Source organism: Pseudoxanthomonas broegbernensis (assembly GCF_014202435.1).
Classification (GTDB): domain Bacteria; phylum Pseudomonadota; class Gammaproteobacteria; order Xanthomonadales; family Xanthomonadaceae; genus Pseudoxanthomonas; species Pseudoxanthomonas broegbernensis.
The window spans coordinates 75,143-95,437 of sequence record NZ_JACHGU010000001.1; the positions used below are offsets into that span (position 1 = coordinate 75,143).

Annotated in this window: 18 protein-coding genes; 14 read left to right on the forward strand and 4 right to left on the reverse strand. The window is 71.0% G+C overall.

Annotated features, from left to right (window positions below; translation table 11 throughout):
- Positions 1-109: 109 nt before the first annotated feature.
- Complete coding sequence (locus tag HNR76_RS00310; RefSeq protein ID WP_162310819.1) at positions 110-1,573, reverse strand: Do family serine endopeptidase; 1,464 nt, start codon at positions 1,571-1,573, stop codon at positions 110-112.
- Positions 1,574-2,059: 486 nt separating this feature from the next.
- Between HNR76_RS00310 and HNR76_RS00315 the strand changes: the two genes are divergently transcribed.
- The 12 genes from HNR76_RS00315 (at position 2,060) to HNR76_RS00370 (ending at position 13,891) form a co-directional block, all read left to right on the forward strand.
- Positions 2,060-4,216 carry an adenosylcobalamin-dependent ribonucleoside-diphosphate reductase gene (locus tag HNR76_RS00315; protein WP_162310818.1) on the forward strand — a complete coding sequence of 719 codons (2,157 nt, stop codon included), beginning with the start codon at positions 2,060-2,062 and terminating at the stop codon, positions 4,214-4,216.
- Between the two features lie 236 nt (positions 4,217-4,452).
- Complete coding sequence (locus HNR76_RS00320) at positions 4,453-5,064, forward strand: hypothetical protein (protein WP_162310817.1); 612 nt, start codon at positions 4,453-4,455, stop codon at positions 5,062-5,064.
- A 110-nt stretch (positions 5,065-5,174) separates the two neighbouring features.
- Positions 5,175-5,954, forward strand: coding sequence for a TSCPD domain-containing protein (locus HNR76_RS00325; protein ID WP_162310816.1), 780 nt, complete (start codon positions 5,175-5,177; stop codon positions 5,952-5,954).
- A gap of 196 nt (positions 5,955-6,150) precedes the next feature.
- Complete coding sequence (locus HNR76_RS00330) at positions 6,151-6,504, forward strand: hypothetical protein (RefSeq protein ID WP_162310815.1); 354 nt, start codon at positions 6,151-6,153, stop codon at positions 6,502-6,504.
- A gap of 85 nt (positions 6,505-6,589) precedes the next feature.
- Complete coding sequence (locus tag HNR76_RS00335; RefSeq protein ID WP_246428948.1) at positions 6,590-7,609, forward strand: alpha/beta hydrolase; 1,020 nt, start codon at positions 6,590-6,592, stop codon at positions 7,607-7,609.
- Positions 7,610-7,659: 50 nt separating this feature from the next.
- Entirely contained in the window at positions 7,660-7,956 is a 297-nt protein-coding gene (locus HNR76_RS00340) for a hypothetical protein (RefSeq protein ID WP_162310814.1), read from the forward strand.
- A gap of 288 nt (positions 7,957-8,244) precedes the next feature.
- Complete coding sequence (locus HNR76_RS00345; RefSeq protein WP_162310870.1) at positions 8,245-9,216, forward strand: Kelch repeat-containing protein; 972 nt, start codon at positions 8,245-8,247, stop codon at positions 9,214-9,216.
- 233 nt (positions 9,217-9,449) lie between these two features.
- Positions 9,450-10,133, forward strand: a complete 684-nt coding sequence (locus HNR76_RS00350; RefSeq protein ID WP_162310813.1) for a hypothetical protein — start codon at positions 9,450-9,452, stop codon at positions 10,131-10,133.
- 121 nt (positions 10,134-10,254) lie between these two features.
- Positions 10,255-11,205 (forward strand): DUF1684 domain-containing protein, encoded by a 951-nt coding sequence (locus HNR76_RS00355; RefSeq protein ID WP_162310812.1) that lies wholly within the window; start codon positions 10,255-10,257, stop codon positions 11,203-11,205.
- Between the two features lie 233 nt (positions 11,206-11,438).
- The gene (locus HNR76_RS00360; protein ID WP_162310811.1) at positions 11,439-12,239 is read left to right on the forward strand and encodes an alpha/beta fold hydrolase; all 801 of its coding nucleotides are present in this window, start codon (positions 11,439-11,441) and stop codon (positions 12,237-12,239) included.
- A 148-nt stretch (positions 12,240-12,387) separates the two neighbouring features.
- A complete protein-coding gene (locus tag HNR76_RS00365; RefSeq protein WP_162310810.1) occupies positions 12,388-12,798 on the forward strand; it encodes a hemerythrin domain-containing protein in 411 nt (136 codons plus the stop codon).
- Between the two features lie 130 nt (positions 12,799-12,928).
- Positions 12,929-13,891: an MBL fold metallo-hydrolase gene (locus HNR76_RS00370; protein WP_249065640.1), complete on the forward strand. Its 963-nt coding sequence runs from the start codon at positions 12,929-12,931 to the stop codon at positions 13,889-13,891.
- A gap of 73 nt (positions 13,892-13,964) precedes the next feature.
- Here the strand turns inward: HNR76_RS00370 and HNR76_RS00375 are convergent, their stop codons facing one another.
- The 3 genes from HNR76_RS00375 to pdhA form a co-directional block, all read right to left on the reverse strand.
- Positions 13,965-15,275 carry a dihydrolipoamide acetyltransferase family protein gene (locus tag HNR76_RS00375; protein WP_162310808.1) on the reverse strand — a complete coding sequence of 437 codons (1,311 nt, stop codon included), beginning with the start codon at positions 15,273-15,275 and terminating at the stop codon, positions 13,965-13,967.
- Positions 15,276-15,336: 61 nt separating this feature from the next.
- Positions 15,337-16,419: an alpha-ketoacid dehydrogenase subunit beta gene (locus HNR76_RS00380; RefSeq protein ID WP_425501779.1), complete on the reverse strand. Its 1,083-nt coding sequence runs from the start codon at positions 16,417-16,419 to the stop codon at positions 15,337-15,339.
- Positions 16,412-17,497 (reverse strand): pyruvate dehydrogenase (acetyl-transferring) E1 component subunit alpha, encoded by a 1,086-nt coding sequence (pdhA, locus tag HNR76_RS00385; RefSeq protein WP_162310807.1) that lies wholly within the window; start codon positions 17,495-17,497, stop codon positions 16,412-16,414. The genes HNR76_RS00380 and pdhA overlap by 8 nt, the downstream gene beginning before the upstream one ends.
- A 219-nt stretch (positions 17,498-17,716) precedes the next feature.
- On the opposite strand from pdhA, the gene HNR76_RS00390 reads away from it, so the two are divergent.
- Positions 17,717-18,580, forward strand: a complete 864-nt coding sequence (locus HNR76_RS00390) for a tryptophan 2,3-dioxygenase (RefSeq protein WP_162310868.1) — start codon at positions 17,717-17,719, stop codon at positions 18,578-18,580.
- Between the two features lie 203 nt (positions 18,581-18,783).
- Entirely contained in the window at positions 18,784-20,295 is a 1,512-nt protein-coding gene (locus HNR76_RS00395; RefSeq protein WP_162310806.1) for a peptide MFS transporter, read from the forward strand.

The window sequence follows — 20,295 nt, forward strand, 5'->3', positions numbered from 1 at the left end:
GTTCAAGGGTTGGGGCGATGCCGGCATGGCGCGGACCGTCATGGAAGCATGCGCACGGTGTAGGCCCCGTTACGGCCGTGCCGGCGGCGCATTGCGCACGGCGCGCAGGTCACTGCATGGTCAGCCGTCCCTGCACGTTACCGCGGACGATCAGCAGCACCAACTGCCGCGGCGGCTGGACCAGGGTGGCGCGCAACCCGGCCAGGTCGTCGAAGCCGCCGGCGCTGGTGGCGGTGATGACGTCGCCGCGGCGCAGGCCGTTCTGCGCGGCGCGGCTGCCGGCGGCCACGTCCTCCACCAGCACGCCGCGCCCGCGCGACTGGCGCAGCGCCTCGGGCAGCTCGGCCAGGCGCGCGCCGGCCATGCGCGGGTCCAGGGCGCCGCCGTCCAGGCTGCGCGGCGCCTCGCGCAGGGTGGCGGTGGCGGTGACCGCCTTGCCCTCGCGCAGCACCCGCAGCGGCACCCTGGCCCCGACCGGCTGCAGCCCTTCGTAGTTGTGCAGCGCCAGCGGGTTGGCGATGCGCTGGCCGCCGGCCTCGACGATCACGTCGCCCGGGCGCAGCCCCGCCGCCGCCGCGCCGGAGCCTTCGTGCACCCGCGCCACCAGTGCGCCCTGCTGTCCTTCCGGCAGGCCCAGCGAGCGCGCCAGGCGCGCGTCCAGCGGCTGCGCCTCCACGCCCAGGGTGCCGCGGCGCACCTCGCCCACCGTCACCAGTTGGTGGATCACGTCGCGCGCCAGGTTGGAGGGAATGGCCAGGCCCAGGCCGATGTTGCCGGCCGCGCTGCCTTGCGGGTTGAGGCTGGCGGTGTTGATGCCCACCAGCTCGCCGCGCAGGTCGACCAGCGCGCCGCCGGAGTTGCCGGGGTTGATGGAGGCGTCGGTCTGGATGAAGTTCTGGTAGCCCAGCCCGCGGATGCCGCTGCGGCCCACCGCCGAGACGATGCCCGAGGTCACCGTCTGGTTCAGGCCGAACGGGTTGCCGATGGCCACCACGTAGTCGCCCACCTGCAGCCGTCCGCTGTCGCCCAGCGGCAGCTCGGCCAGGTTCTCGGCCGGGATCCGGATCAGGGCCACGTCGGTGTCCGCGTCCGAGCCGAGGAACTCGGCCTTGAGCGTGCGCCCGTCGGCCAGCGACACCGACACGTCGTCGGCGCCCTCGATCACGTGGTGGTTGGTCAGCACGTAGCCCTGCGCCGCGTCGATGATCACGCCCGAGCCCAGCGACTCGTTGATCCGCTCCTGCGGCACCTGCGGGAACATGCGGCGGAAGAACGGGTCGTCGAAGAACGGGTTGCGGATGCGCACCCGCTGCTGGGTGTGCACGCTGACCACCGCCGGCATCACCCGCCGCAGCATCGGCGCCAGCGAGGGCAGCGGCTGGCCGTCCGCGGCGGCGGGCAGCGCGCCGGCGGCCATGGACGGCGCGGCGGCCGCGGCCGCAGGGGCGGGCGCGACGATCGCGGCGGGCGCGGCCTGCGCGCGGTTGTCCAGCGTCTGGTGCAGGGCGATGGCGGCGAAGCCGCCGAACGCGGCGGCGGCGGTGAGGGCGAGCAGGGTGGTCGCGGGGCGCATGCAGCAGGGTTCCTCGCAGGCGGTGGGACGGATGGGCGGCCTGGGAACGGCCATGCTCATCAAACTGAACAGAGTCTGCTGCGCCTGGATTTAACGTCCGGTGAAGTAGCCTGCGTCCTTCGCCGTGGCGCACGGCCGGCCGGGTCCGGCGCCCGCCGCGGGGCCTTCGCCGGCAAGGGCCGCGCGCGGCCCGTGGCGCGGTTGACAGCCAGCAGGGTGGGGGTTAGCTTGACGGTCTGTTGCGCCACTAGATATAGCGTTTTCTCGAAAGAAAGACCCAATCGATGGTGTTTTTCATGAATACGCATCAAAAGGTGCCAGAGCCGGAAGAGGCGACGGAATGAGGCAGGGAGTTGCCATCCACCGCCGCTGCGCCGGCTACCCACGACCCAGTATTTGACCCGGTCCGCGGTGCGGCTGGCGGCCACGCCATGCCCGCGACGGGACATGGAGCAAGATCCAGATGCGGAAGGAGAACCCATCAGCATGAGCACGGTGCGCCTCGAAGTGGTCCAGGACAACACCAAAGCCAGCGGGGAGATCCCCCTGCAGCCCGCGTCCCAGGACATCTGGGACAAGAAGTACCGCCTGAAGACCAAGGCCGGCGTGCCCCTGGACGCGGACATCGACGGCACCTACCAGCGGGTGGCCCGCGCCCTGGCCGACGCCGAGCGGACCGACGACAAGCGCGGCTACTGGTACGAGCGCTTCCTGTGGGCGCTGCGCCGCGGCGCGATCCCGGCCGGCCGCATCACCTCCAATGCCGGCGCGCTGGAACACAAGCCGGCCACCAGCACGATCAACTGCACCGTCTCGGGCACCATCACCGATTCGATGGACGGCATCCTGGAGAAGGTCCACGAGGCCGGGCTGACCCTGAAGGCCGGCTGCGGCATCGGCTACGAGTTCTCCACGCTGCGCCCGCGCGGCGCGTTCGTGGCCGGCGCCGGCGCCTACACCTCCGGGCCGATGTCCTTCATGGATATCTACGACAAGATGTGCTTCACCGTGTCGTCGGCCGGCGGCCGCCGCGGCGCGCAGATGGGCACGTTCGACGTGTCGCACCCGGACGTGAAGGACTTCATCCGGGCCAAGCGCGAGGACGGGCGCCTGCGCCAGTTCAACCTCTCGCTGCTGATCACCGACGGCTTCATGCAGGCGGTGGCCGACGACGCCGACTGGCCGCTGGTGTTCCCGATCAACCGCAAGGAAGAGGGTGACATCGACATCGCCGACGCGGCCAAGGTGGTCTGGCGCGACTGGCCCACCCACGACAACTACATCGTGCGCGACGACGGCCTGGTGGCCTGCAAGGTGTACGGGCACATCCGCGCCCGCCACCTGTGGGACATGATCATGGTCTCCACCTACGACTACGCCGAGCCGGGCTTCATCCTGATCGACAAGGTCAACGAGATGAACAACAACTGGTGGTGCGAGAACATCCGCGCCACCAACCCCTGCGGCGAGCAGCCCTTGCCGCCCTATGGCGCCTGCCTGCTGGGCTCGGTCAACCTGACCACCTTCGTGCGCGACGCGTTCACCGACAAGGCGCGCTTCGACTGGGAGGAATACAAGGAAGTGGTGCGGGTGTTCACCCGCATGCTCGACAACGTCGTGGAAGTGAACGGCCTTCCCCTGCAGCAGCAGCGCGACGAGATCATGCGCAAGCGCCGCCACGGCATGGGCTTCCTCGGCCTGGGCAGCACCCTGACCATGCTGAGGATGAAGTACGGCTCGGCGCCGAGCCTGGAGTTCACCGACCGCATCGCCCGTGACATGGCCGTGGCCGGCTGGGAAGTGGGCCTGTCGCTGGCCCGCGAGAAGGGCCCGGCGCCGATCATGGAGGAACGCTTCGCCGTGACCGCGCAGATGCTGCGCCAGCGCCCGGAGATGGCGAAGGATGGCTGGCGCGTGGGCCAGGAGATCGAGGGCAAGGTGCTGCACGCCCGCTACAGCCGCTACATGCAGCGCATCGCCTCGGTAGCGCCCGAGCTGGTGGAGGAACTGGCCGAGACCGGCGCGCGTTTCACCCACCACAGCTCCATCGCGCCCACCGGCACCATCTCCCTGTCGCTGGCCAACAACGCCTCCAACGGCATCGAGCCGTCCTTCGCCCACCACTACAGCCGCAACGTGATCCGCGAGGGCAAGAAGAGCAAGGAGAAGGTGGACGTCTACAGCTTGGAGCTGCTGGCCTACCGCCACCTGGTCAACCCGAAGGCCATGCCCTTCGCCGAGACCGCCGATGCGCAACTGCCGGACTACTTCATCTCCGCCGACGACATCCATCCCAAGGAGCACGTCGACGTCCAGGCCGCCGCGCAGAAGTGGGTGGACAGCTCCATCTCCAAGACCGCCAACGTGCCCACGGACTACCCGTACGAGGATTTCAAGGACATTTACCGCTACGCCTACGAGCAGGGCCTGAAGGGCTGCACCACGTTCCGCTTCAACCCGGCCGCCTTCCAGGGCGTGCTGGTCAAGGAGAAGGACCTGGAGAACACCACCTACCGGTTCGAGCTGGAAGACGGCTCGGTGGTGGAGGTCAAGGGCAACGAGGAGATCGAGTACGACGGCGAGACCCACACCGCCGCCAACCTGTTCGATGCGCTGAAGGAAGGGTATTACGGCAAGTTCTGAGCGAGGCCCGCGGGAGGCCATGGGGAGGCGCGGCGCGGGGCCCGGGCGGGAAGCCGGTGCCGCCGGCCTGTCGCGGTCCCGGTGAAGGCCCAGGGGCCCCGCCGATTCGAAGGCCGCGGCGCGCGCTGTTCCGGGCGCCCGCCGTGGCCGGTTCCACCGCGGTACGGCGCCCGGAAAGACGTAGCGAGTGTCCCGCACCACATACAGGCAAGAGTAGCGCCCCCCAGGAGGGCCCCATGAGCAATGGCAATGGTGTGACGGCGACTCTGTCCGAGGCCGCCGAAACCGTGAAGGAAACCGTCAGCGAGGTGGGCAGCAGCATCGCCGCCACCGCCAGCGAGGCCGTGGCCAGCGCCGGCGAGGCGGTGACCAAGGCCCGCAAGGCCGCATCCAAGCGCGCGGCCACGGTGAAGAAGGCCGCCACCCGCAAGGTCGCCGCCGCCAGGAAAGCGGTGAAGACCGACGTGGGCAAGGCGAAGAAGGTGGTGAAGAAGGCCGTGTCCAAGGCGAAGAAGAAGCTGACCGCCGCCAAGGACAGCGCCGCCGCCGAGGCCGCCGCCCTGCGCAGGAAGCTGGGCAAGAAGGCCCCGGCGAAGAAGGCGGTCGCCAAGAAGGCCGCCACGAAGAAGACGGCTGTCAAGAAGACGGCGACCAAGAAGGCCGCGAAGAAGCCAGTGGCGAAGAAGCCGTCCGCAAGGAAGGCCGCGCCCCGGAAGGCGGCCGGCCAGGCGCCGGCCAGGAAGGCCGCCGCGAAGAAGGCGGTGAAGAAAGCCGCGCCGAAGAAGGCCGCCAAGGCCGTGAAGAAGGCTCCGGCCAGGAAGGCGGTCGCCAAGAAGGCGAGGAAGTAATCCCGCACCGACACCCCTCCCCCTTCCGGCGAACACCGGGCGGGGAGGGGTGCCGCGGCGTCCGCGCCGCTCCACGCAAAGACCCGAGACACGATAAGGAAACCGCCGCCATGGCCGTCAAGATCGACCAGAAGATAAAGGGCTACGCCGTCGTCACCTCCGAGGACAAGGCGCGCGAGGCCGCCGCCCCGGTGCCGGCCGCCCCGGTCGACCGCGCCGGCGTTCAGGCCGAGGCCAAGGACAACGTCATCCACATGCACGAGCGCATCGAGCGCCCGGAAGTCCTGATCGGCAGCACCTACAAGATCAAGTCGCCGATGGTCGAGCACGCCATGTACGTGACCATCAACGACATCGTCCTCAATGCCGGCACCGAGCACGAGCTGCGCCGCCCGTTCGAGGTGTTCATCAACTCCAAGTCGATGGATCACTTCCAGTGGATCGTCGCCCTCACCCGGATCATGTCGGCCGTGTTCCGCAAGGGCGGCGACGTGACCTTCCTGGTGGAGGAGATGAAGGCCGTGTTCGACCCGCGTGGCGGCTACTTCAAGGCTGGCGGCGTGTACATGCCCTCGCTGGTGGCCGAGATCGGCGCGATCGTGGAGGAGCACCTGAAGTCGATCGGCATGATCCACGACCCGGAGATGAGCGAGCACCAGAAGGCGCTGATCGCCGAGAAGCGCAGGCAGTTCGAGAGCCGCTCGAAAAAAAACAGTGAGGTGAGCGCGGCCCCGGCCGCCGCCGCCCGCGAGGAGGACGTCGCCGTGACCGGCGACGGCACCCGCTTCCCGCCCAGCGCCACCATGTGCCACAAGTGCAGCACCCAGGCGCTGGTGATCATGGACGGGTGCGCGACGTGCTTGAATTGCGGTTATTCGAAGTGCGGGTAAAGGCGGGCAGGAGTTCCTGCCGCCTGCCTGGGTGACGGCCTCCGCGGCGCGGGCGCGGCGCGAGGCGTGGCCCCCGCGATCGGAACCGCGCCGGTGCGGCAGGGCGTTGGAACGAGCCTTGGCATTGTGGATATCGGGGAACCGGATGACGCGAAGCGTCCGCTCGATGTGTCGGCGGGGTCCGGCGATGGGCCTGATGGCGATCGTGCTGCCGTGCATCGGCCTGGCCGGACACGCGACCGAGGCGCGGCAGCCGGGACCGTCGCCCGGGCGGGTGTCCTACGCGATCCTGTACAAGGATGGCGTTCCGCATCGCGAGGCGACTGCGGCCGCGCTGGCGGCGCGCTTTCCTCCGGGCAGCGACGTGGAGGAACTGCTGCTGTTCGTGCGCGAGCGCCTCGGGACATCCCGCGTGCCGCCAGGGGCGGGGACGTTCTCGGTGGAGTTCGACCTGATTCCCTGCCTCTACTCGGCGGGCGCGAAAGGGACGATCGAGGGCGGCAGGATCCAGGCGATCCGCTTCGATGTGGCAACCTATTACTGCGACTGAAGATCACGCCGGCGGGGCGGGCCGGCTTTCCCCGGCAACGACAAGCGCTACCCCGCCCCCGGTGTCCGCGCAGGAAAACCAAGACATGGCAGGAAATGCCCGCGTCCCTCCGCTTGCCCGTGTGCTGGCCTCGCTGATGGCCATGGCCCTGTGCATGGCCGCCAATGCCGCCGAACCGGACGCCCGGCGGCCGGGCGACTATCCGCTCACCGCCGATTCGCTGAGCCACCCCGGCGTGCCGCACGGCCGGCTGGAGGGGCCGTTCGAGTTCCACAGCCGCATCCTCGCCGGCACCGTGCGCCGGTACTGGATCTACGTGCCGGTGCAGTACGACGGCAGCAAGCCGGCAAGCCTGCTGGTGTTCCAGGACGGCCAGCGCGCCACCAATCCACAGGGGCCGCTGCGCGTGCAGAACGTCCTGGACAACCTCATCCATCGCGGCGACATCCCCGTCACCCTCGGCCTGTTCGTCACCCCGGGCAACCGTTCCGAGCGCTACCCGGACGACCTGGGCATGGGCAACCCGGATCACCGCGCAGAGGAATACGACGCCCTCGACGATACCTATGCGCGCATGCTCATCGACGAGATGCTGCCGCTCGTCGGTGCGCGGTACCGGCTCACCGACGATCCCGGGCAGCGTGCGATCGGCGGCACCAGCAGCGGCGCCATCTGCGCGTTCACCGTCGCATGGCATCGTCCCGACGCGTTCGGCAAGGTCATCAGCATGATCGGCAGCTATACCTCGATCGGCTACAGGCCCGCGCAGGAGGGCAAGCCCATGGTGCCCGGCGGTGACCTGTACCCGGGCCTGATCCGCAAGAGTCCGATCCGCCCGATCCGCATCTTCCTGCAGGACGGCTCCAACGACCTGGACAACGAGCACGGCAACTGGTTCCTCGCCAACCAGCAGATGCTCTCGGCGCTGGAATGGGCCAATGCCAATGCCGACAGGAACGGTCTTCCCGGCCCGCGCTACGAGGTGACGCATGCCTGGGGCGACGGCGGCCACTCCGACGGCCACGGCGGCTCGCTGCTGCCGGACATGCTGCGGTGGCTGTGGAGGACGGCCCCTGCGCCTCGCCCCGATCCGTCCGCCGGCTGAGGGCGTGCCGGTCGCCTGGCCGCCTCCGCGGCGGGACCGCCACACAGTCCATGTCCAAGTTCCTCCTCGCCCTCCATGTCGCGCTCGGCGCCAGCCTGCTGCTCTGGCCGGCGCCTGCCTTCCTCGCGCTGTTCCTCCTCGATGCGCCGGGCATCGAGGGGAATCCCATGGCGCCGGCTTTCCTGGCGGCGCTGTTCGGTTATCCGGTTCCGGTTCTCGCCGGCGGCATCGCGTTCTGGCGGCTGCGCAGGGCCCGCCCGCGACGCCATCTCGCCGCATGGACCCTCGTCGCGTGTACCGGTCCCGCGGCGCTGTTCCTGTGCTGGGTCCTGGGCCGGTCGGCCTGAGGCGCGGGCCGCGTTGCCGGCCACCGGGGAATCCCGGCGCCGGGGCGTCGTCGCCCGGGCCTCGGGTAACATGCCGTGCGGTGCCCGGTCCGCGATTCCCGCTCGCGGCCCTGTCGCCCGCGCCCGTCTCGCCGGTACTCGGCCTGGCCCCGGCGGCGGTCTTCGCCATGGCGCGGGCCCTCGGTTTTCGTGCCAGGAACTAGGAATCCCACAGATATGCCCCGCATGGATATGTCCCGCGTCGCCCGCCGCCACCGCGTCCCCGGCGTTGCGCTTGCCGGCGCCTTGATGCTGGCGCTGTTCCCCGCCATGGCCGAATCCATCGATCCGGCGCCCGCCGCCGCAGCCGATCCGGCGCCTGCATGGTCCACGCCGGCCGCTCATGGAACGCCGACGGCGCGCCACGAGAACGGCCTGGTCGCGGTGGGCGGCCGCCTGTACCTGCTGGGCGGGCGGGATGAGCGCCCCCTGGACATCTTCGATCCGGCGACCGGGGCCTGGAGCCGGGGCGCCCGCCCGCCGCGCGAGATCCATCACATGCAGGCCGTCGCGCACGACGGCAGGCTCTACGTCGTCGGCGCCTTCACCGGCGGCTTTCCGGAGGAACGGCCGCTGACCCATGTGCTGGTCTACGATCCGGCCACCGACCGGTGGAGCGAGGGCCCCGAGGTTCCGGCGCATCGTCGCCGTGGCGCCGCGGGCGTGGCGGTGCACGATGGCCGCATCTATCTGGTCGGCGGCAATACCCGCGGGCACATGAGCGGGTACGTGCCGTGGCTGGACGTGCTCGACCCATGGACCGGGCAGTGGCGCGAACTGGCCGATGCGCCGCATGCGCGCGACCATTTCCATGCGGCGGTGATCGACGGGCGGATCTATGCGGCCGGCGGGCGCAAGACCTCGCACGACACCGGCGACACGTTGTCCATGACGATCGCGCAGGTGGACGTGTACGACATCGCCTCCGGGCAGTGGCAGACGCTGGAAGCGCCGCTGCCCACCCAGCGCGCCGGGGCCGGCACGGTGGCGATGGACGGCAAGCTGGTGGTGCTGGGCGGCGAGAGCGTGCGCCAGGTGCCCGGCCACAGCGAAGTGGAAGCCTACGATCCGGCCACGGCGCGGTGGACGACGCTGGCTCCGCTGCCGAGGGGCCGCCACGGCACCCAGGCGACCATGATCGGCCCCGCCCTGCACATGGTGGCAGGCAGTGGCGACCGTGGCGGCGGTCCGGAACTCGAGGATCACCTGGTATTCGAGTGAGAGCGCTTCGGTTCGGGCCATCGGAGGCGATGGCCGGGCGGTGCGGTCGAGGTGGGACGCGCCGCGGCGCTTGCGTACCGGCGGGAATGGAGTGGGCGAGGTCGAGCCTTCCGGCGCGCGCATGCGCGCCCGCGCCCGGAGCGGCTTTGTCCAGCCGCCGAAGCATTGATATCCTGCCGCCGCATTTCAATTCTCGGGGGAGGTGGTGCATGAGGTGGGGAACGATTCTGGGCATGGCCGTACTGATGTCGGCGATGCCCGCGTGGGGACAGACGCCGCTGCAGGAGTTCGCCTTCAGCCGCGGCACCATCGCCGTGGAATACGAGCGCGCCACGAGCGGGGAGGGTGAGGTCGCCCGCCTGGCGGCGGCGCGGGAGTCGATGCCGGTGCGGGTGGTGGTCATGGGCGAAGACACCCCGGACGTGGACGACGAAGTGGCCAAGGCCTACACCGAGGGTCTGCGTGCGCTGTTCGCCGACGTGGCGCGCAGCGAGGACGGCCGGGTGCCGGCCACCGGATACCTGGCCGTGGTCACGGTCGCCGCGGCCGACGAGGAGGTCGAGGGCCGCGAGCAGGTCTTCCAGATGCGCCAGCCCGGAGTGTCCTGCCGCAGCGCCGGCAATTCGGTCGAGTGCGGGGACTTCGGCGGGGTCGCCGTGCCGGTCGGCACGCGGAGCACGACGGAGACGGGCAAGCGCGTCGATACGGTGATCCAGTTCCATCGCCTCGACGGCAAGGGCGGATGGGTGACCGTGTTCGAGGAAAGCTATTCCCTCCATTACCGCGAACCGGAATGCAGGAACGGCATCACCGCCGCGGCCGTCCTGGCCGGTGCCCTGGCCGGGCAGGCGCTGTCCGAGCAGCCGAGGAAGATCCAATTCAACAGCAACGCCGAATTGCTGCGTTGCCGGAAATAGGCGCGTAGCAACGGCATCCGGCGGCCGCCGCACGGCCGCCGGGTGGGCACGCGCATGCATGAAGGCGGCGCGCCGGCCGCAGCGGTTATCGTGGGGGCCTGTTCCTGTGGATGGCCCGCCCATGAAGTCCGCGATCCCGATGTCCCTGGTCGCCGCGTTCGCGCTTGCGGCGTGCTCGCCCTCGCCGCCACCGCCGGCCGGAGCGTCCGCCGGCCCGGTCGCCGCCGCGACGCACGGCGAGGACGATGGCGCCTATCGCGCCTCGATCGAGCGATGGCGCGCCGAGCGCGAGCGGAAACTGCGCGATCCCGACGGCTGGCTCAGCTTCGCCGGGTCGGGCCAGGTCATGCCGGGGGCGCACACGGTGGGCAGCGCCGACGACAACGCCATCGTCGTGCCCGGCGGGCCGGCGCACTGGGGCGTGCTGCGGCTCGGGGCGCAGGGCGCGCTGGCCTTCCAGGCCGCCCCGCGGGCCGGGCTGAGCGTGGATGGCAAGCCGTTCGCCGGCGGGCCGTTGCTGACCCAACTGGACGAAGGCGGCCCGACCGGCATCCATGCCGGTAACCAGCGCTTCTACGTGGTGAAGACCGGGCAGGTGCACGGCTGGCGTTTCCGCGACCCCGAGGCGCCGGCGCTGAAGGCGTTCGCGGGCGTACCGCATTTCCCGGTCGACCCCTCCTGGCGGATCGAGGCGCGCTGGCAGGCCTTCGACGCGCCGCGCACGCTGGAGCTGGTCACCACCAACGGCACGCTGGAACAGGCGCGGGTGCCAGGCCGGGTGGAGTTCGAGCGCGACGGGCGGCGCCACACGCTCCTGCCGGTGCAGGAGAAGGAGGGCGACGACCTGTTCTTCATCGTCGCCGACCGTACCAGCGGCAGGGAGACCTACGGCGGCGCCCGCTTCCTGTATACGGAGCCGGCGCGGGACGGCACGGTGGTGCTGGACTTCAACAAGGCGCAGAACCCGCCCTGCGCGCTCAACGGCCACGTGGTGTGCCCCACCGCGCCGCCGGAGAACCGGCTGGACCTGCGCATCGCCGCGGGCGAGACGACCTACCCGCGCGTGGATTGAGGCGCGGCGGCCGGCGCCCGCCGGCACCTTCCAGGGCCGTCGTTCCACGCCGCCGTCGCGGGGCCTCATTGCACGGCCGGGCGACCTGCGAGGCAGGGGTGGGTGGGTTCTTCAGTCAATCCATACTCATGGTCAAGTAGTCAGGACTTTTCATCGCCATTGGTCCTGGGTGATGCCGCATTCTTTTCTCCACTGGCCCAGCGGCCAGCCCCCCACGAGAAAAGGAGATCGTCATGCAGTCGTTCAAGTTCCTCGCCCTGGCCTCCGCCATCGCCGCCGCTGCCTTCGGCCCCAACGCCGCGGCCGCCGATGCGCCGGACTCCTCCCGGACCACGGTCATCCTGGTGCACGGCGCCTTCGCCGAGTCCGCCAGTTGGGACGGCGTGGTCCCGCGCCTGGCCGCGCAGGGTTACCGCGTAGTGGCCGCCGCCAACCCGCTGCGCAGCGTGGCCGGCGATGCGGAGTCGATCGACGGCCTGGTCGAGCAGGCGCCCGGCCCGGTGGTGCTGGTCGGCCATTCCTACGGCGGTGCGGTGATCTCCAACGCCCGCGCCAACTCCAAGATCAAGGCGCTGGTGTACGTGGCCGCGTTCGCGCCGGACCAGGGTGAGAGCGTGCTGGAACTGACCGGCCGCTTCCCCGGCAGCACCCTGCCGGGCACGCTGGCCGAACCGGTGCAGCGCGCCGGTGGCGGCGAGGACCTGTACATCCGCCAGGATGCGTTCTGGCAGCAGTTCGCCGCCGACGTGCCGCAGGCGCAGGCGGCGGTGATGGCGGCCACCCAGCGCCCGGTGGCGAAGGCCGCGCTGGTCGAGGCGAGCGGGCAGCCGCGCTGGAAGGAGGTCCCGTCCTGGTTCGTCTACGGCGATGCCGACCGCAACATCCCGGCCGCGGCGCTGCAGTCCATGGCCGACCGCGCCGGCTCGCGCGGCACGGTGGTGATCCCGGGCGCCTCGCACGTGGTGATGACCTCGCAGCCGCAGCAGGTGGCGGCGCTGATCGGCCAGGCGGCGGAGCAGGCCGCGAACAGGTGAGGCAGGGGGTGCGGCGGTCGTGCCGATCGCCGCACCCGGTCCCGGCTCCAACCCTGAACGCTCCCGTTCCCCGCCTTCAAGAACCCGTTTCCCACGCCGATAACCGGCGCGACCCGGCATGGGCCGGAGAGCAGGCAGGAAGGAAGCAATGGATATCCAGAGGTACCATCGGGACCACGTGCGCATCCTCGGGCAGATCGAGTCGCTGCGGGCGCTGGCACGGGGAGGCGTACGCGAGAATGCCGAGGAAATCGGCGAATTGATCGTCAGCACCGCCAGCCACATCAAGTTCCACCTCGCCGCCGAGGACCAGGTGCTGTATCCGGCGCTGGCCCGCTCCGGCGATCCGGACCTGGCCAGGATGAGCGAGCGCTACAAGGCGGAGATGCAAGGACTGGCCGAGGCGTTTGCCGGCTTCGTCAAGCAGTGGCGCGTGCCGGCGCGGCTGGCCGCCGATCCGGAGGGCTTCCGGCACGGCGCCAACACCGTGCTCAAGGCGCTGTTCGAGCGCCTGCAGCGGGAGAACGCCGAGCTCTACCCGGCGGCCGAGAAGGCCTGAACGGGCGTTCCTCGCGGCGGCTACGACCAAAGCCGTGTCGCCGCATCGCGGCGGCGGGACTACGATGGCATGCAGTCCCTCCCCCGCACGCCCAGGACACATGGAAGGCCGCCATCCGCCGGGTGTCGCCGTGCACCGGCCCTCTCGCGCGAGCGACGCCGCGCACGCCCACGGCATCCACACCATCGATACCGGACATGTGCGCCCGCGCTTCGATGCGGCCTACCTGGTCGTCGAGGACGGCCGCGCGGCGTTCGTGGACTGCGGCACCCGGCACAGCGTCGCGGCGATGCTGGCCGCGCTGGAGGCGGCCGGGCTGGCCGCGCGGGACGTGGACTGGCTGATCCTCACCCACGCCCACCTGGACCACGCTGGCGGCGCCGGCGCATTGATGCGGCACCTGCCGGCGGCGCGGCTGGTCGCCCACCCGCGTGCGGCACCGCACATGATCGACCCCTCGCGGCTGGTGGCCGGCGCCACCGCGGTCTACGGCGCGGAGGAGTTCGCGCGCCACTACGGCCAGGTGCTGCCGGTGCCGGCCGAGCGCGTGGTGGTGGCCGGCGACGGTCACGTGGTCGACCTGGCCGGGCGCGCGCTGCGCTGCATCGATACGCCCGGCCATGCCCGCGACCACCTGTGCGTGTGGGACGCGCGCAGCGCCGCCTGGTTCACCGGCGACGCCTTCGGCCTGTCCTACCGCGAGATGGACGGCGCGCGCGGCGCCTTCATCCTGCCCACGTCCTCGCCGGTGCAGTTCGAGCCCGAAGCGATGCAGGCCTCGATCCAGCGGATGCTGGCCGAATCGCCGCAGGCCATGTACCTGACCCACTACGGCCGCGTCGCCGGCGTGGCGCGGCTGGCGGCCGAGCTGCACGAGCAGATCGACGCCATGGTCTCGCTGGCCCAGGCCTGCGACGGCGGCGCGGACCGGCACCGCGCGCTGGTGGCGGCGCTGTCGGGCTACTACCTGGAGCGCGCGCAGGCGCATGGCTGCCCGCTGGACGATGCCGGCGTGCTGCGGCTGCTGGAGGTGGACATCCAGCTCAATGCGCAGGGGCTGGAGATCTGGCTGGACCGCGCCCGGCGTCCGTAGGCATGGCGGTCGCCGGCTGTGTCCGGCTCCTGCATGCCTTCCTGCAGCCTTCGCTCCGTCGCCGGGCCGGCCCCTAGGCCGGCAGCTCCAGGTCGTCCAGCAGTGCGCGCAGGAAGCGTGCGGCCTCGCCGCCGGTGGCGGCGCGGTGGTCGAAGGTCAGCGAGATCGGCAGCCGGCGGTGCACCTCGATGCCGCCCATCACCGCGACCACGTCGTGGCCCAGGCGCCCGGCGCCGACGATGGCCACGCACGGCGGCACCACCACCGGGCTGGCGTAGCGGCCGGCGAACATGCCGAAGTTGGACAGCGAGAGGGTGTAGCCGCCCAGCTCGCTGGCCGGGATGCTGCGGTCCAGGACCTGGGCGCGCAGGCGGTCGATGCCGGCGCGGATGCCGTGCGCGTCGAGCATGTCGGCGTTGCGCAGCACGGGCACGAACAGGCCGTCGTCGGTATCCACCGCGATGCCCAGGTCCACCTGCGGGTGGTGGGTCACCGTCAGCGCCTGGCCGTCGAACCAGGCGTTGAGCGCGGGTACCGCGCGCGCGGCGGCGGCGATCGCGCGGACCAGGCGCACGGTGATGTCCTGCTTGCCGATCCAGGCGTGCAGGTCGGCATCGTCCACCAGCGTGGTCGGCACCACCTGCGCGTGCGCATCGGCCATGACCCGGGCCATGTTGCGGCGCACGCCCTTGAGCTGCTCGGGCTGGCCGCTCGCATCGGCCGAACCCGGCGGGCGGGTGCGCATCGGGCGCCCGGACGCGGACAGCGCGGTGCGCCGCGCCGCCTCGCGCATCTGCTGCGGTGCGGGGAGGGGCGCGGATGCGGAGGGAGATGCCGCCGCCGCCGCGCTTCCGTCGGCCGCGGCCCGCTGCACGTCCGCCAGGGTCGCGGTGCCGTCCGGGCCGCTTGCGCGCACGCGCGAAAGATCCACGCCCAGCTTCCTCGCCAGCGCGCGCACGGCGGGCATGGCCTTCACCCCGCCCACGGCCACCGCCTGTTCGCTGCGCACCGCGTCGGAGGACTGCATCGCGCCGACCACCGTGCCGGCGTCGTCGCGCCCGGCCGCGCCGGCGGGCGCCTCCGCCGCGCCGCCATGATGGTGGCCGGTGTCCTGGCCTTCGGCACGCTGGGGCCTGGCGGGGTCGGGCGCGAACACCGCCAGCACCGCGCCGGTGGCGATCACCGCGCCGGCCTCGCCGCCCAGCTTCACTACGGTGCCGGACACCGGCGAGGGTACCTCGACCACGGCCTTGGCGGTCTCCATCGAGACCAGCGGCTCGTCCAGGCCGATGCTGTCGCCTTCCTTCACGTACCACTCCACGATGGTCGCGTCCGGCAGGCCCTCGCCCAGGTCGGGCAGGTGGAAGGGGGTGTGCTCGCTCATCTGGTTCCTCTTCGGTGATCCGGGCGCGCGCGGGCGGGGAAAGGGCGTGGGCCGCGCGCCGTCAGCCGTGTTCCAGCGTCCGCCGCGCCGCGGCGACGATCCGCGCCACGCTGGGCAGGTACTTCATCTCCAGCCGGAACAGCGGCACGTGGGTGTCGTAGCCGGTGACCCGCTCCACCGGGGCCAGCAGGTCGAACATGGAGCGCTCGGCCAGGCGCGCGGCGACCTCCGCGCCGAAGCCGGCGCTGCGCGGGGCCTCCTGCACGATCACGCAGCGGCCGGTGCGCGCCACCGATTCGGCGATGGTGTCGAAATCCAGCGGGCGCAGGGTGGCCACGTCTATCACCTCGGCGCTCACGCCTTCCCGGGCCAGCGCGTCGGCCGCCTCCAGCGCCTCCTTCACCTGCGCGCCCCAGGCCACCAGGGTCACGTCGCTGCCGTCGCGCAGCACGAAGCACACGTCCAGCGGCAGCGCCTGGCCGTCGTCGGGCACGTGTTCCTTGTACTGGCGGTAGATGCGCTTGGGTTCGTAGTACACCACCGGGTCCGGGTCGCGGATGGCGGCCAGCAGCAGGCCGTAGGCGCGCTGCGGCGAGGATGGCATCACCACGCGCAGGCCGGGCACGTTGGTGAACATGGCCTCGTTGGCCTCGCTGTGGTGTTCCGGCGCGCGGATGCCGCCGCCCCAGGGCACGCGCAGCACCATCGGGCAGTGCAGGCGGCCGCGGGTGCGGTTGCGCAGGCGCGCGGCGTGGCTGACCACCTGGTCGATCATCGGGTAGACGAAGCCGTCGAACTGGGCCTCGGCCACCGGCTTCATGCCCTGCGCGGCCAGGCCCACGCTCAGGCCGGCGATGGCGGTCTCGTCCAGCGGCGTGTCGAGCACGCGCTGCGCGCCGAAGCGCCGCTGCAGTCCGGCGGTGGCGCGGAACACGCCGCCATTCACGCCCACGTCCTCGCCCAGCACCAGCACCGCCGGGTCGTGCGCCAGTTCCCAGGCCAGGGCCTGGGTCACGGCCTCGATCAGGGTGATGGGGGTGTCGGTCATCGGCTTTTCTCCGTGGCCGCCGGACGGGACGGGCTGGGCCTCGCCGGCGTCGGCGGGCGCGGGATGCAGCGCATCGCCGTGGCGCGGTTCATCCATGGCCGGCCTCCAGGGCGATGGCCGCCGCGCGCTGGGCCAGCACGTCCGGCGGCGGGTCGGCGTAGAGATGGTCGAACATGGCCTCCACCGGTTGCGACGGGGTGGCCAGGTAGGCGTCGACCTCGATCCCGATCAGGCGTTCGCACTCGGCCTTCCATGCCGCTTCCTCCTCCGCGCTCCAGGCGCCCTGCGTGGTCAGCCACGCGCGCAGGCGCGCGATCGGCTCGCGCTCCCAGGCGGCCTTGACCTGTGCGTCGTCGCGGTAGCGGCGCGCATCGTCGGCGGTGGTGTGGTCGGACAGGCGGTAGGTCATGAACTCGATCACCGTGCCGCCGCGCCCGGCGCGCGCGCGCTCGATGGCCAGGCGCATGGACTCCAGCACGGCCACCAGGTCGTTGCCGTCCACCTGCAGGCAGTGCAGGCCGCCGGCGATGCCCTTCTGCGCCAGGGTCTGGGCGCCGGTCTGCGCCTCGCGCGGCACCGAGATGGCCCAGCCGTTGTTGATCACCGCCAGCACCAGCGGCAGGTCGTAGGCGCCGGCGGAGTTGAGCGCGGCGTAGAAGTCGCTCTTGGAACTGCCGCCGTCGCCGCAGGCGGCCACCGCCACGTGCGGCTGCCCGCGCAGCTTGAACGCCAGCGCCGCGCCGGCCGCGTGCAGGCACTGGGTGGCGATGGGCACGCAGATGGGGAAGTCGATGGCCGCGTCGCTGTCGCGCGGGTAGTCGCTGCCGCGCTCGTCGCCGCCCCAGTACAGCAGCACGTCGCGCGGGCGCACGCCGCGCTCGAACATGGTGCCCACCTCGCGGTAGCTGGGCGCGAACACGTCGCCCGCGCGCATCGCCGCGCCGATGCCGATGTGGGTGGCCTCATGGCCCAGGCAGGGCGGGTAGGTGCCCAGCTTGCCGGTGCGCTGCAGGGCCACCGCCTTGGCGTCGAAGGCGCGGGCGAACAGCATGCGCCTGAACGCCGGCACCAGCGCGGCCGGGTCGCGCAATGCCACGGGCAGCTCGCGCACCGGCCGGCCGTCGGCGCCGAGGTACTGCAGGTATTCGATCTGGAAGCTTGCGGCGAGGGTCATCGCGTGCGTCACCAGCGCGGGAGTGCCTGCGGGAAGGTTGCATATGGTACGGACCGGCGCCGCAAATCCTGCCGTGCAGCGCAACAACGCTTTCAATCCATGTACTTGCGTGTGGCGCGCGGTCCAACCATGGCACCGATGATAACGGCGATGGGCCTTGGCCGTGACCACGCTGCGTTAACCTTGCCGTTTCGCGCCGCCGCGCCCGCCCCCACGCCGATGACCCTCGACCAGAACCAGCGCCCGCTCGAACCGGGCATCCACACCGACCTGCAGGGCCGGATGACCTACGCCGGCTATCTGCACCTGGACCGGCTGCTGTCGGCGCAGCAGCCCCTGTCGCAGCCGCCGCACCACGACGAGATGCTGTTCATCATCCAGCACCAGACCTCGGAGCTGTGGCTGAAGCTGCTGATGCACGAGCTGCAGGCCGCGCGCGCCTTCCTCAAGGGCGACCAGGTCTGGCAGTGCCGCAAGGTGATGGCGCGCAGCAAGCAGGTGCTGCGCCAGTTGACCGAGCAATGGTCGGTGCTGGAGACGCTCACCCCTTCCGAGTACATGGGCTTCCGCCACCTGCTGGGGCCGTCGTCGGGCTTCCAGTCGCTGCAGTACCGCGCGGTGGAGTTCCTGCTGGGCAACAAGAACCCGGCCATGGTGAAGGTGTTCGCCCACGACCCGGACGGTCAGGCGGCGCTGCGCCTGGAGCTGGAGGCGCCGAGCCTGTACGAGGAATTCCTGCGCTACCTGGCCCGCTTCGGCCACCCGATCCCGCAGCGCTACCTGGGCGAGGGCCACGACTGGACCGCCGCGCACGTGTCCGACCCGGCGCTGTTGCCGGTGTTCGAACACATCTACCAGGACACCGACCGCTACTGGCGCGAATACTCGCTGTGCGAGGACCTGGTCGACCTGGAGACCCAGTTCCAGACCTGGCGCTTCCGCCACATGCGCACGGTGATGCGGATCATCGGCTTCAAGCGCGGCACCGGCGGGTCCAGCGGCGTGGACTTCCTGAAGAAGGCGCTGGAGCTGACCTTCTTCCCGGAGCTGTTCGAGGTGCGCACCAGCATCGGCGCGGCGTAGGCCGCCGGCCGCCGCCGCCGCCGCTGCCACGCCGTTGCAGGAGCCGACTCCAGTCGGCGGCATGGCTCCGAATGCCGGAAACCGGGTCGGAAACCGGCTTCGGCGGCGGTGTTCGCATTGACGCCCGGCGGGGTCGTCGGTGATTCTCGGCCCACTCCGAAGGGCCGCAGGCCCTCCAATCCCATTCGCATCCAAGGATTCCCATGAGCGCCGACACCGTCGAGCCCAGCGCCGCCGCCCGCGGCCAGCCACCCGAGTTCGCCCAGGTCATGGGCCATCCGCGCCCGCTGTGGATGCTGTTCATGACCGAGCTGTGGGAGCGGTTCGCCTTCTACGGCATGCGCTGGGCGCTGGTGCTGTACATCGTGGCCCAGTTCCACGCCGGCGACGCCTCCGGCGAGGCGCCGGCCAGCGAACTCTACGGCGCCTACCTGGCGCTGGTGTACGCGGCCGCCATCTTCGGCGGCTACGTGGCCGACAAGCTGATCGGCTACCAGCGCGCGATCCTGCTCGGGGCCGTGTTCATGGCCGCGGGCCTGTTCATGATCACCGTGCCCAGCGATGCGCTGCTCAAGCTGGGCCTGGCCACGGTGATCGTCGGCAACGGCCTGTTCAAGCCGATCATCTCCACCCTGGTGGGCAAGGTCTACGCCAGCGGCGATCCGCGCCGCGATTCGGGCTTCACCATCTTCTACATGGGCATCAACATCGGCGCGTTCTTCGCCCCGATCCTCACCGGCGTGCTGGCCGAGAAGGTCTTCGGCAGCGATGGCATGCCGGCCTACAAGGTGGTGTTCATCGCCGCCGGCATCGGCATGCTGCTGAGCCTGGTGTGGTTCTGGTTCGGCCGCGCCCAGCTCAAGGGCATCGGCGCGGCCCGGGGCGCCACCGCGGGCACGGGCCGGCTGCTGGCGGTGGTGGCCGGCGTGCTGGCGGCGATCCCGGCGGTGTATCTGCTGTTGACCATCGATGCCGGCATGCTCAACTGGATCCTGATCGCGCTGTTCGTGGCGCCGGCGATCCTGCTGCTGGTGGAAGGCATGCGCGAGGGCGCGGTGCAGCGCGACATGGTCATCGCGATGCTGATCATCTTCGGCTTCAACGTGCTGTTCTGGATGTTCTTCGAGCAGGCCGGCAGTTCGTTCAACTTCCTGGCCCAGAACATCGTCGACCGCCAGTTCGGCGGCTGGATCTTCCCGGTGGGCTGGTTCCAGTCGGTCAACTCGGTGGCCATCATCACCCTGGCGCCGGTGCTGGCCTGGCTGTGGGTGAAGATGGGCTCGGCCAACCCGTCGATCCCGCGCAAGTTCGGCCTGGGTTTGATCTTCAACGGCCTGGCCTTCCTGCTGCTGATGTTCGCCCTGTCCAGCCTGGTCGACCCGCAGACCCTGAAGGTCCCGTTCTGGACGCTGTTCATGGTCTACGTCATCCAGTCGGTGGGCGAGCTGTGCCTGTCGCCGATCGGCCTGTCGATGACCACCAAGCTGGCGCCGTCGCGGCTGGCCGGGCTGGCGATGGGCGGCTGGTTCCTGTCCATCGCCATCGGCAACAACCTGTCGGGCATCTTCGCCTCCCGCGTCAGCGGCGAGGGCGGCATGACCGTGCAGTCCGCGCACGCCGGCTACACGTTCGGCTTCTGGGCGCTGCTGGGCTCGGGCGTGCTGCTGTTCCTGCTGGCGCCGCTGGTCAACAAGCTGATGCACGGGGTGAAGTGA